The following is a 12,811-nucleotide window of genomic DNA, read 5'->3' as shown; positions in this document are numbered from 1 at the left end:
TACAACATATTCGCGCCTCGTTAGATGTTATCAAAGGGCTATTGTGTGTAGGTTGGAAAATGAAAATGATATCACACGGTGCTTTTGCTTTATTCAACCAATCCATCGACAACATCCAAAAGCAGACTACGGGTTGGCAACATTGGTTTATGGCGCAGATGAATGATGAGGATTTAAGCTAAGGCTAAATCTAAAACTAAAACAAAAACAAAATTAAAAAAGCGCATTAATTTAAACGTTTTTATTTCACAAAAAAACACCTTATTTACTCACAAAAAGCGGTTAGAAAATGTATTGATTTTATTAAAGTTTTTTGGTTTTTGATCAAAAAAACTATACCTTATTACCTTTCTGCAAGTGTCGCCTGCACAATTCTTAATGCATCAAACGTTTCTTTTACATCATGCACTCGAATAATCTGTGCGCCTTTCATTGCCGCTATTACCGCACAAGATACACTACCTAACATTCGTTCTTGTGGTGGGACATTTAGCACTTGTCCTATCATAGATTTTCGGGACATGCCGACTAATAAAGGTAGGTTGAAATGGTGGAATTGTTCAAGCATGGCTAATAGTCGGTAATTGTGCGCTAGTGTTTTTCCAAATCCAAAACCGGGGTCGAGTATGATTTTTTGACGGTCGATGCCGGCGCTTATGCAGCGTTCGATCTGTTTTGCAAAAAAGTCATCGACTTCTTGATAGATATCTTGTTCGTAGTGTGGTGCGTTTTGCATGGTTTGAGGGTCTCCCTGCATGTGCATGACGCAAACCGGTAAGCCCGTTTGTGCTGCAGCTTCCATTGCGCCGGGGAGCGTTAGTGCACGGATGTCATTGATTAGGTGTGCGCCAGCCTTGGCCGATTCGGTCATAACTTGTGGTTTTGATGTGTCGACCGAAATCCATACATCAAAATATCGGGCTATTTTTTCAACCAATGGCACAACGCGGTTTAGTTCTTCGTCAACTGATACTTCGGTTGCGCCGGGGCGCGTAGATTCGCCGCCGACGTCGATGAATGTGGCACCAGCTTGAATCATGCTGTCAACACGGCGCATAGCATCATCAAGGTTGTTATAACTTCCTCCGTCAGAAAACGAATCGGGTGTCATGTTAACAATGCCCATGACTTGTGGGAACGAGAGATCCATTATTTGATTTTGAAACTGTATTTCCATGATTCACAGCCTTATTAGGGTTATATTATGTGATTGTATTTATCTTAAGGTATTTTATCGAGAAAAAACGCGCCGTAGCGCGTTTTATTTTTTGAATTTTAGCTTTCTGATTGTGGCGGCGTGTCATTCCCTTCATTTGGGATCTGTTTTGCTGCCTGTTCGTCACTTTCTGTCCAGTCATCTGGTGTGGTGAGTGGACGACGAGCAATTAAGTCTGCAACTTGTTTTGAACCAATGGTTTCGTATTTCATTAGTGCATCTTTCATTGCATGTAGTACGTCAATATTATCCGTTAAGATTTTACGAGCGCGCTGATAATTGCGGTCAATAATGGCTTTGACTTCTTCGTCAATAATGCGAGCTGTTTCGTCAGATATGTCTTTTGGTCGTCCATATCCATTGTCGTCTGTTTCGTAGAACAGTGGTCCTAAGCGATCAGAAAAGCCCCACTGGGTGACCATGGCTCGTGCATATTGTGTGGCTACTTTGATATCATTTGATGCACCTGTTGAGATCTTATTTTCGCCATAGATGAGCTCTTCTGCTAATCGTCCACCATAAAGCGTGGCAATGTCACCTTCAAGCTTTTCACGACTTTCACTGACACGATCACCTTCTGGTAAGAAGAAGGTGACACCAAGGGCGCGTCCGCGCGGAATGATGGTGACTTTGTGGATTGGATCGTGATCAGGCATTAAGTGGCCAATAATAGCGTGTCCAGCTTCGTGGTATGCTGTTGATATGAGCTGCTCTTGTGTCATGGTTAGTGACCGTCTTTCAGTACCCATGTTGATTTTATCTTTGGCTTCTTCAAATTCGTCCATGGTGACTAGGCGTTTGTTTCGACGCGCGGCAAATAATGCCGCTTCGTTGACTAAATTTGCCAGTTCTGCCCCCGAATAGCCCGGCGTGCCTCGAGCTAGGACAGATAAGTCGACATCACTTCCTAGTGGTACTTTACGGACATGTACCGCAAGAATTTGTTCACGACCTTTCATGTCTGGTAAGCCAATTTGCACTTGGCGGTCAAAGCGGCCTGGTCGTAGTAATGCCGGATCTAAGATGTCAACGCGGTTTGTTGCTGCGATTATGATGATTCCGCTGTTGGCTTCAAAGCCATCCATTTCAACAAGCATTTGGTTTAATGTTTGTTCACGTTCATCGTGACCACCCATTGACCCCGCGCCACGTTTGCGACCTACGGCGTCGATTTCGTCAATAAAAATGATGCAAGGCGAGTGTTTTCGTGCTTGTTCAAAAAGATCGCGCACACGCGATGCTCCCACCCCAACAAACATTTCAACAAAGTCAGAACCTGAAATGCTAAAGAATGGGACATTGGCTTCGCCAGCAATGGCTTTGGCTAATAAGGTTTTACCTGTGCCCGGAGGGCCGACCATTAAGATCCCTTTCGGTATGCGTCCACCTAATTTTTGATATTTGCCCGGATCGCGTAAAAAGTCGACCACTTCGGTCACTTCTTGTTTGGCTTCTTCACTACCTGCAACATCTGTAAATTTAGTTTTAATTTGATCGGGTGTTAACATGCGGGCTTTGCTTTTGCCAACTGACATAGGTCCACCTTTGCCACCACCTTGCATTTGGCGCATCATAAATAGCCAAAAACCAATGAGCAAAATAATAGGAAACCAAGAAACCAGAATACTAACGATTAGGCTTGGTTTTTCATCAGGGCTACCATAGACAGGTACTTTGTTGCTTAACAGGTCATCCATGAGTTTTTCATCAAAATAGGGGATGTAGGTAGTATAATTACTATTTTCTTTGGTTGTAGCAACAATTTCGCGTCCGTTAATATGCACTTCTTGGAGTTTGCCATTGGTGATATCGGAATTAAATTGAGTATAATTGACTTGAGGACTGCTATTTGACATTGAGCTGAATTGGTTAAATACAGCGATCAATACTACAGCGATAATTCCCCAGATCAGTAAATTCTTTACCATGTCGTTCAAAAGAAAAACCTCTCATAAAAATTAACAGTTACGACTAAATTTAACGAAGTATGGTACTACAAAATTATACAACTGGCTACTTCATACCCATTGCAACAATATAAACTTCTCGAGATCTAGCGCGTGATGCTTCAGGCTTGCGAATTTTGACAGTTTTGAACATATTTCGCACCTGTTTTAGGTACTCTTCAAATCCTTCTCCTTGAAATACTTTAACGATAAAGTTGCCGTTAGGAGCAAGTACGTCTCGACACATGTCTAATGCCAGTTCAACTAAATACATGGCTCTTGGTATATCAACGGCAGGTTGACCACTCATGTTTGGGGCCATGTCTGACATGACTACTTGGACTTTGTCTTCGCCAACACGGTCTAGCAATGCTTTTAAGACGGCTTCGTCACGAAAATCCCCTTGTAAAAAGTCAACCCCGACAATAGGATCCATTGGTAGTAGGTCACACGCAATAATGCGACCTTTATCACCAATGAGTGATGCAACATATTGCGACCAGCCTCCAGGTGCGGCACCTAAATCAACGACAGTGATCCCAGGTTTGAAGAGTTTGTCACTTTTTTGAATTTCTTCTAGTTTGAACCATGCTCTGGATCGTAATCCTTTTTTTTGTGCTTGTTGCACAAAGCGATCTTTAAAATGCTCATTGAGCCAACGTGTTGAGCTTGCTGAGCGTTTTTTGTTACTCACAGCGAATAAATCCTTAATGTAAAGAGGCCACTTCATTGATTACAGATATATATAAGGGTAGAATAGCAAAATTGCAACTTAATGTGATAAAAATTTAATGAATTTATCGAATAAACAAAAACAGTATTTAAAAAGTGAAGCTCATCATTTAAAACCTATTGTGATGATTGGTGCTAATGGATTTACCGAAGGCGTGCTTGCCGAAATTGATAGCGCGTTAAATTTCCATGAGTTAATTAAAATTAAAGTTTCTGCTGAAGATCGTGAAACCAAGAAGCTTATCTGTGATGCCATTATTCGCGAAACAAAAGCGTTACCCGTGCAATTGATTGGCTCTAATTTTACGATTTTTAGACCAAGTGAGGATAAGAAAATCACTTTACCTAAATAAATACAACAACAGGGCTAGTTGCCCTGTTTGTGTATCCGCTTTTGTGGAAGTTGTTTTTTACTAGATGTATTCAACTTTAACAATATCAAATTCTACATCACCACCTGGCGTTTTGATTTGTACGGTATCACCATCTTCTTTGCCGATTAGACCTCTGGCGATAGGTGAGTTGACCGAAATAAGATTTTGTTTATAGTCTGCTTCGTCATCACCTACGATGCGATAGGTTGTTTCTTCGTCGTTTTCAACATTTATTACTGTTACTGTTGCGCCAAAAATAATACGTCCAGTATTTTTTACTTTGGTAATATCTATAATTTGTGCTTGTGATAATTTGCTTTCAATTTCTTGAATTCGACCTTCACAAAATCCTTGTTGTTCTCTTGCTGCATGGTATTCAGCATTCTCTTTTAAATCGCCGTGTGCTCTTGCCTCAGCTATGGCTGCAGTGATTTGTGGTCTTTTGACATTTTTTAGCTCTTCTAGTTCGGCACGTAATAGTTCAGCTCCCTTTACTGTCATTGGGATTTGTTTCATTTAGGTATCTCCCGTTTTTACTTATCATAAATAAAAAATAACCCCCCCTTCATTTGATTAAAGAAAGGGAAAGTGAGTTGTTCAGTTAGTTATTTAAAAAAATATCATTGCGTATACTTATATCTTAACTGTAAAACTAGCCTAACCACAAATGATTTATATTGAAAATGAGATGTTATTTTGATTTAAATAGGTTATTGTAATACAATTCTTAACATTTCATTACAATAATTAACATTACTTTATGATTCGATTGCGTTTTTACATAATCATCTTTTTAGCTATTACTTGGTTTTTTGTATTGTTGTCTTATTTTGTTGTGCAAACTTCTTGGGGAGCCAAAATTGTTAGCCAGCAATTATCTAAATTAAGTTCTTATACTATTTCAATAGGCAAAGTTCATCACTCTTTTTCAAACTTTTATGAGTTAGTTTTTGATGATGTGGTTATAACTGATGATAAGCAAGAAATTGTTAATGTTCCTACCTTAGTTGTTGGCTTGGATAAAAGTGATCTTTGGCAATTAACACATTTTAATTATGTTACTGTTATTGATGGTACTATTAATTATATTCATCATGATGGTAAATCTAGCCATTATAACTTTTCAGCAAATACGCTAAAGTTTGTTAATTCAACCGCTAATGTTTCGGTCAATAATGGAACAGATGAACTTTCATTCACACAGCTTAATGGTGGCGTTAAACCATTTTCGTTATCAGGAGAAGATAAATATCAATTTGATTTTACTTCACAAGCTGTGTCGGTCAACCAGATTTCTATCAAGTCACTGCTTATTCAAGGATTTCATCGCGATGATATTACAACCATTACTAATTTAGGTGGCAATATTGATAATGGTTTTTTTGTAGGTAAATTAAAAGTACTTGCTGATAATAGTTTGAATATTGATCAGCTACAACTGCATAATATTAATTTGCAATCAACTGAAGAGGATTTTTTGGATAAATATTCTCATCTTCTGCCAAAGTCGACGATTAAGCAATTATCTATATTTGAAAGTAGCATACAGTTGCCTAGTTTTTTAATTGAAAAAGGTAATATTGAAGCAAACAATATTCGTTATGATAATCAGTGGCATTTTGATCAAAGCGCTTTTGTTTTTAATGCCGATCATGTTGTTTGGCATGATGAGCTGTTTGCATCGGTATTAGTGCAATTATCATCCAATAACCAAGAAGTGACAATCGAAAAGGCACTAGCAAAATGGAATAAAGGTAGTATAAATTTTGCTGGAAAGTGGAAAGATAACACCTTACATCTAGATCAATTAACTTTATCGGATATTAATTATCAGCTTCCTGAAAAACTAGAACTATCGGTATTACCTAGTATTTTGGGGCGTATTGAAGTAGATAAGTTTGCCATTTTTCAAAGTTTGTTAATTAGAAAATATAGCGATTTTCCATTTACGTTATATAATTTTCAGGGTTCTGGTACTAATGTTACTTTAGCTAGAGATCAAAAATTAGGGATTTATTCAGGTACGATCTCTTTTAAGTCTGAAAAAGGGTCGTTTAATCGAGTTGATATTAATTATCCTGATATGGTTTTAAAATTTGATGCTGAAAATCATGGATCGTTAACATTTAGCGCTTTAGCTAGTGGTGGTATGATTGAGTCAAAAGCAAAGTTTGAACCATCGCAAAATGAATTCTTATCTTTTCAGCTTAATGCTTATGGTATAGCAAGTTCATTACTAGAGGAATGGAAAATAGTAAAACAACCACCAAAAACCATGAATTATTCGGCCGATTTACATGGTAAATTACAGCCATTTAGTTTTTCAGGTACATTTTCTACAAATGGTAATAATTATATTATTGATCCTGAACATTGATTTTTGTAAAAGCATTCTTATATAACTTGTTAATATGTTGAAAGCATTATGTGTGTTTGAATGTAAAAAAACGCAATAATAAGTGTAATTATGAGGGTGCGATATTGCTTGTAAGATTAGATAAATGGCTTTGGGCCGCAAGGTTTTATAAGTCGCGATCATTAGCGCGCGAAATGGTTGATGGCGGAAAAGTACATTATAATGGTCAGCGCACTAAACCAAGTAAAATTGTTGAAGTTGGTGCAACTTTAACTCTTCGTCAAGGATCAGATCAAAAAACCATTCAAATTTTAGCCATTAGTGAACAGCGAAGAACTGCCACTGATGCTCAGCAACTTTATCAAGAAACACCCGACAGTATTGCTAAACGCGAAGTAATAGCGCAAGCACGCAAGCTTAATGCATTGACAATGCCGCACCCAGATAGAAGACCAGACAAAAAGGAGCGGCGTGATTTGATTAAATTTAAATATGATAGGCAACAAGGTGACAATAGTTAATATGGATACTTTAAATCGGTTTTTATTTGATAATCATCCTATTCGTGGTGAAATTACCCGTCTTGAACAAACATATCAAGCAATTTTAGATAATCATACCTACCCCGTTGCGGTACAAACCTTGCTTGGTGAATTATTGGTTGTAACCAGTTTATTAACCGCAACACTAAAATTTGAGGGCGATATTGCTGTTCAGTTGCAAGGTGATGGTGCTTTATCTTTAGCCGTTGTTAATGGTAATGATCAACAACAACTACGTGGAGTTGCTCGGGTTAATGGTGATATTGCCGATGATGCAACACTGAAAGATATGGTGGGTAATGGTTATATAGTTATCACTATCACACCCAAAAATGGTGAACGTTATCAAGGTATTGTCGGATTAGAAAAAGAGACGCTCATTGGCTGTATCGAAAACTATTTTATGCAATCAGAGCAGCTCCCTACACGTTTATTTGTAAAAACGGGTGTACACAATAATAAGCCAATGGCAGCCGGTATTTTATTACAAATTTTGCCAGCTAATGATAATACCGCTGAATCATTTGAGCATCTTAGTGCTTTAACCGAGACAATTACGAGTGAGGAGTTATTACAGCTCTCTACTGACGAGATTTTGTATCGTTTATATAATCAAGAAGAAGTGCGTCTGTTTGAAACACATGATATTATTTTTAAATGTAGCTGCTCTCGTCAACGTTGTGAAGATAGCTTAATGACGTTACCTGAAAACGAAGTTGACGAAATCCTAAAAGAAGATGGTGGTAATATTGATATTCATTGTGATTATTGTGGGAAGCATTACTTGTTTGATGCCATCGATATCGCTGAAATGAGAAGCAAACGTAAGGTAAATTATCATTAGTCTTGCACTAAAAAACCACTAAATTTATAAATATAATTTTAGTGGGAAAATGAAATATAGGGAATTAAACCCATATTTAATGTATCAGAATAGTGACAATGAACAAACTATTTTTAACGGTTTCGCATATTTTTTTAATTTATATTTATAAATCAATTTGTTAGTTAATTGATGATTTTTAGTTACCGCTTATATCACTTTTATGAATATCTTCAATAATGGCGTGTTTGTTGATGATCTTCCATTTTATATTAAAATGATAAAGTGTTATTCCATAGGTTTGTTCACTGCTATTTTTCTGTTTGTAGGCAGGCCTTGGATCTTGAGATATCACTTGCGTAATTAGCTCAGCGAGTTGGGGATAGCTTTGTTTTTGTAAATCTAATATTAATTGTGCTTTTTGTGAAAATTCAACGGTTAGTTTTTTATCGGGAATTGATTGCGCGTATCCTGCAAGAGCTTCTGAATGGCTGTCACAATAAGGTAGATAAGGTTTGATATCAATAATGGGAGTACCATCAACTAAATCTAGGCTTCCTAATTTTAAAATAACCTGTTTATTTTCAATGACAATATCTTTTAATTCAACGGCTGACAGCCCAATGTGATTCGGTCTAAATGGCGATCGGCTAGCAAATACACCCATCGTTTTATTACCACCTAAACGAGGAGGGCGAACTGTTAATCCCCATTTTTCAGGAGCAATATGGTGAAATAGAAATAATAGCCATAAATGTGAAAACTGTTCTAATCCTTTAACACTAATAGGATCATTATAAGGGGCTGATAAATAAAGTTCACCTTGCCCAGCGCCAACTAAATTGGGTTGTCTTGGAACAGCAAATTTTTCATTATAAGGTGAGCGGATAATGCCGATAGGGTCAATTTGATATGTCATAATCGATTTTTGATTGAGTTTACGCTACTGTTTTGACTATATGAAAATAGCAACAAACGAATACCGTCGACCTAAGCCGACGGTATTAAGGTGAGTCAATAATTATAACTTTACTATTACCAACCGCGAATCGCACCACCGTTAAAAATTTGGTTAGCTTTTTGTGCAACAGCATCAGTTTGGTATGCTTTAACAAAGTTTTTTACGTTTTCGTTATCTTTATCAGCTTCACGCGAAACGATTATGTTGACATATGGCGATTCTTTGTCCTCAACAAAAATTCCATCTTGGCTTGGTGTTAAGTTTGCTTGTCCTGCAAAGGCGTTATTGATGATTGCTAGATCAACTTGTGCATCATCCAATGAGCGAGGTAACATTGGCGCTTCAAGTTCTAAGATCTTATAGTTATAAGGATTGCTTGTAATATCAAGTACAGTCGGCAGTAAACCTTTAGATTTATCAACCGTAATCATTCCTTCATGTTGTAATAAAAGTAATGACCGGCCCAAATTTGTAGGATCACTAGGAATTGCAATGGTTGAGTTAGCTGGAATAAAGAAGGTTTTACCTCTCGGTGAAGTGACTTTTACACCACTACCTGTTTCTTCTGTTTGAGTAATTGGTTTGAGTTTTTTAGAATAACTTGCAATTGGATAAACGAATGAGTTGCCAACAACAGCTAATTTGTAGCCACGTTCTTTCATTTGTTCATCTAAAAAAGGCTTATGTTGAAAAGCATTAACATCAATTAAACCATCGTTTAATGCTTGGTTTGGAATGACATAATCACTAAAAATTACTAGTTCAACATCTAAGTTATAAAGCTCTTTCGCTTGTTGTTTAGCGACTTCTGCTACCTCTTCTTCAGGACCAGAAATCACGCCTACTTTAAGCGTATTTACTTTAGCTGGCTCTGTTGGTTTGTTATCTGTTGTGGCTGATTGTTTATTATTATCACAACCAGTTAAAAAAAACGCACTCACCAATGTGGTGATTAATGCTAGCTTTTTAATTGACATAATTTTCTCCAAATTTATTGATGAGACACACGTTTAACAATTTTATTGCCAATAAATTGAATAATAAAGACAATAATAACTAATATAATTAATATAATATTCATCATATCATAGTTATGGCCTTCATACCCATATCGTTTTGCAAGATCGCCTAACCCTCCCGCGCCAACAACTCCAGCCATAGCAATATAACCAGTTAGCGTGATTAACGATATCGTCATGCTATTGACGATTACAGGTAATGATTCTGGTAATAACACTTTGTATATAATCTGCAGAGGTGTTGCTCCCATAGAACGAGCAGCCTCAATTAATCCCTTTGGAAGATCGAGTAATGCATTTTCAATCATTTTGGCAATTAAAGGGGCAACCCCTATGCTTAGTGGTATAATAGCTCCTTCTCTACCTAAATAAGTTCCTTTACCTGTTATAAATTCCATTATATTCATTGTAAATGGTTGAATCCATACAATTAATATAATAAAAGGGATCGAACGAAACACATTTGTTACAAAAGAAAGAACACTATGTACTATACTATTTTCAAGTATATTACCTTTTCGAGTTATATATAACATTATACCTAATGGTAAACCCATTAATATTCCATAAAAACCGGATAAGAAAATCATATAAATGGTATCATCAGTGGCTTCAGCAATTTTGAATAGCACTGGCCCTGTGACCCCTTTAATTGATGAACAAAGAGTAACAAAATCAGACCAAAAATCATATTGTGCTAAATATCGTAATAATGACTCAAAAGGTTTAAATGAAGGAATAAAATCAAACATAGCCAAGCACCTCTACTTTAGTATTATTTTTTTCTAAAAATTGAATTGCAGATGCCATACTTTTTTGTTTCCCTTTCATTTCAGCGAGCATTAAGCCAAATTTAACTCCTCCAGCATAATCCATTTGTGCACTAATAATGTTACTTTCAATCTCGAATTCTTTAGCTATTTGGGATAACAAAGGTAAATCAACTGAAACCCCAGTAAACTCTAAACGTAATAAAGGATTGCGTCCTTCTTTATGTTCAGCTGATAGCCTTATTAAATAATCATCAGGAATATTAAGGTGTAAGGTTGATTGAATAAATTGTTTCGCAATATCTGTTTTAGCATTAGAAAACATTTCACCTACTGATGATTGTTCAACTAGTTTCCCATCACTAATAACTGCAACTTGGTCACAAATCTGTTTTACTACATCCATTTCATGGGTAATTAATAAAATGGTTAGTCCAAATTTTTGGTTGATATCTTTTAATAATGCCAAAATTGAACGAGTAGTTTCAGGATCAAGTGCGCTGGTTGCTTCATCGCACAATAGTACTTTGGGATCACTTGCTAAAGCTCTGGCAATAGCAACACGTTGTTTTTGGCCACCCGATAAATTAGCTGGGTATACATTTGCTTTTTCTGTTAATCCTACGAGTTCAATAAGCTCATTTACTTTTTGCTTAATTGTTGCTTTAGGTGTTCTATTCAGTTCAAGAGGAAAAGCGATATTATCAAATACAGTACGTGAGGAAAGTAAATTGAAATGTTGAAAAATCATGCTGATTTTTCGACGTATTTCAATTAATTTTCTATTTGATAGATTTGTAATATCTTGATTATCGAAAAGTACTTTTCCACTAGTTGGTTTTTCAAGCAAATTGATACAGCGAATAAGTGTGCTTTTCCCTGCTCCAGATTTGCCAATAACACCATAAATCTGCCCTTTAGGGACATGGATATTAATATCTTTTAAAGCATAAATAGGTGTTTTATTATGCTCAAATGTTTTCGAAATATGTTGTAGTTGTATCATAATATATAAAGGAAAAGATGAATAAATGAATATTAAGACGTCTAGACATCTAAGTCAATCAATAATATTCTATGTACGGTTAAAGTAATAGCTAAATGAAAAGGAACAAAAGTAAACATGAAGCCTGCTATTTTTTTAGATCGGGATGGTACCATTAATATAGATTATAATTATGTACATACAATTGATAAATTCCATTTTATTGATGGTGTCATTGATGCGATGCAAGAACTCAAAAAAATGGGTTTTTTGTTAGTTATCACAACTAACCAATCCGGTATTGCTAGGAATAAATTCACCGAAGAGCAGTTTCATACATTGACAGAATGGATGGATTGGTCGTTACAAGATCGCGGTGTTGATTTAGATGGTGTCTATTATTGTCCTCATGATCCGTTAATCGATAAGTGTGAATGTCGTAAACCAAGTCCTGGCATGATACAAACTGCAGCCAAAGAACTAAAAATTGATATTGCTAACTCTTATATGGTGGGAGATAGAGTATCGGACTTATTATCGGGTAAAAAGGCAGGCGTTAAAAAGACTGTGTTAGTAAAAACGGGCGATAAAATAACTGAAGAAGCATTGGCTCAGGCCGATTGGCTAATTGATAGTTTGGCGGATTTACCTAAAAAAATAAAAGAAATATCTTAATTCTTGGCATAATCTAATAAGCAATATAATAAATGCGTCAAATATTAATGAAGTAATTTTAATCAAAATGCATTGTTTTAGTCTATTTTTAGTGTATCTTGCGTAAAAAAAATGCAAACAGGAATAAATTATACAATAACCCCTTGCATGATTTTTTTAAGTCCCTATAATGCGCATCCACTGACACGCAGTCAGCGAAAAGCAGACGGTGAGTGAGTTAAAAATAAGATCGAAAAATTGAAAAAAGATCTTGACGAATAAAAAAGTGTAGCGTAGTATACGCAACCCTTGAGACAGCAAACTAAAGCGGTAAAATGTTTGGTTAATATAAAAGCTGTCAGCTCTTTAAAAAGAAGAAACAGACAATCTGTGTGGGCACTTGCGAGACGAAGAATGAAAAGTCTACGGACTT

14 protein-coding genes are annotated in these 12,811 nt (G+C 36.3%); 6 read left to right on the top strand and 8 right to left on the bottom strand.

The genetic code is table 11. The features are described 5' to 3' along the window. On the top strand, positions 1-182 hold a 182-nt coding region (locus tag ACYIAJ_RS11105; RefSeq protein WP_483564825.1), incomplete at its 5' end, for a four helix bundle protein. 161 nt (positions 183-343) lie between these two features. On the opposite strand, the gene folP is transcribed toward ACYIAJ_RS11105, so the two are convergent. From folP to rlmE, 3 genes are all read right to left on the bottom strand, one after another. Beyond that, positions 344-1,177, bottom strand: a complete 834-nt coding sequence (folP, locus tag ACYIAJ_RS11100; RefSeq protein ID WP_483564824.1) for a dihydropteroate synthase — start codon at positions 1,175-1,177, stop codon at positions 344-346. 98 nt (positions 1,178-1,275) lie between these two features. After that, complete coding sequence (ftsH, locus tag ACYIAJ_RS11095; protein WP_483560754.1) at positions 1,276-3,153, bottom strand: ATP-dependent zinc metalloprotease FtsH; 1,878 nt, start codon at positions 3,151-3,153, stop codon at positions 1,276-1,278. Between the two features lie 76 nt (positions 3,154-3,229). Continuing rightward, positions 3,230-3,856 (bottom strand): 23S rRNA (uridine(2552)-2'-O)-methyltransferase RlmE, encoded by a 627-nt coding sequence (gene rlmE, locus ACYIAJ_RS11090; protein WP_483560755.1) that lies wholly within the window; start codon positions 3,854-3,856, stop codon positions 3,230-3,232. Positions 3,857-3,953: 97 nt separating this feature from the next. On the opposite strand from rlmE, the gene yhbY reads away from it, so the two are divergent. Continuing rightward, entirely contained in the window at positions 3,954-4,247 is a 294-nt protein-coding gene (gene yhbY, locus ACYIAJ_RS11085) for a ribosome assembly RNA-binding protein YhbY (protein WP_483560756.1), read from the top strand. Positions 4,248-4,307: 60 nt separating this feature from the next. On the opposite strand, the gene greA is transcribed toward yhbY, so the two are convergent. Continuing rightward, a complete protein-coding gene (gene greA / locus ACYIAJ_RS11080; RefSeq protein ID WP_483560757.1) occupies positions 4,308-4,784 on the bottom strand; it encodes a transcription elongation factor GreA in 477 nt (158 codons plus the stop codon). Between the two features lie 244 nt (positions 4,785-5,028). On the opposite strand from greA, the gene ACYIAJ_RS11075 reads away from it, so the two are divergent. The 3 genes from ACYIAJ_RS11075 to hslO all read left to right on the top strand — a co-directional run bounded on the left by ACYIAJ_RS11075 (position 5,029) and on the right by hslO (position 8,010). Continuing rightward, positions 5,029-6,645, top strand: a complete 1,617-nt coding sequence (locus ACYIAJ_RS11075) for a hypothetical protein (RefSeq protein WP_483560758.1) — start codon at positions 5,029-5,031, stop codon at positions 6,643-6,645. Between the two features lie 104 nt (positions 6,646-6,749). Continuing rightward, complete coding sequence (gene hslR / locus ACYIAJ_RS11070) at positions 6,750-7,145, top strand: ribosome-associated heat shock protein Hsp15 (protein WP_483560759.1); 396 nt, start codon at positions 6,750-6,752, stop codon at positions 7,143-7,145. Next, entirely contained in the window at positions 7,138-8,010 is an 873-nt protein-coding gene (gene hslO / locus ACYIAJ_RS11065; protein ID WP_483560764.1) for an Hsp33 family molecular chaperone HslO, read from the top strand. Before hslR ends, hslO begins: the two co-directional genes overlap by 8 nt. A gap of 178 nt (positions 8,011-8,188) precedes the next feature. Here hslO and tsaA read toward each other — a convergent pair whose 3' ends face one another. From tsaA to metN, 4 genes are all read right to left on the bottom strand, one after another. Continuing rightward, positions 8,189-8,908 carry a tRNA (N6-threonylcarbamoyladenosine(37)-N6)-methyltransferase TrmO gene (gene tsaA / locus ACYIAJ_RS11060; RefSeq protein WP_483560760.1) on the bottom strand — a complete coding sequence of 240 codons (720 nt, stop codon included), beginning with the start codon at positions 8,906-8,908 and terminating at the stop codon, positions 8,189-8,191. 116 nt (positions 8,909-9,024) lie between these two features. Then, positions 9,025-9,927 carry a MetQ/NlpA family lipoprotein gene (locus ACYIAJ_RS11055; protein WP_483560761.1) on the bottom strand — a complete coding sequence of 301 codons (903 nt, stop codon included), beginning with the start codon at positions 9,925-9,927 and terminating at the stop codon, positions 9,025-9,027. Between the two features lie 14 nt (positions 9,928-9,941). After that, positions 9,942-10,622, bottom strand: coding sequence for a methionine ABC transporter permease (locus tag ACYIAJ_RS11050; RefSeq protein ID WP_483560765.1), 681 nt, complete (start codon positions 10,620-10,622; stop codon positions 9,942-9,944). A gap of 91 nt (positions 10,623-10,713) precedes the next feature. Then, positions 10,714-11,745 (bottom strand): methionine ABC transporter ATP-binding protein MetN, encoded by a 1,032-nt coding sequence (gene metN / locus ACYIAJ_RS11045; RefSeq protein ID WP_483560762.1) that lies wholly within the window; start codon positions 11,743-11,745, stop codon positions 10,714-10,716. 117 nt (positions 11,746-11,862) lie between these two features. Between metN and gmhB the strand changes: the two genes are divergently transcribed. Further along, a complete protein-coding gene (gene gmhB / locus ACYIAJ_RS11040) occupies positions 11,863-12,399 on the top strand; it encodes a D-glycero-beta-D-manno-heptose 1,7-bisphosphate 7-phosphatase (protein WP_483560763.1) in 537 nt (178 codons plus the stop codon). The last annotated feature ends 412 nt before the right edge of the window (positions 12,400-12,811 follow it).

The organism is Gilliamella sp. X-46, from assembly GCF_057063525.1.
This window is presented reverse-complemented; position numbering and strand designations above follow the sequence as displayed.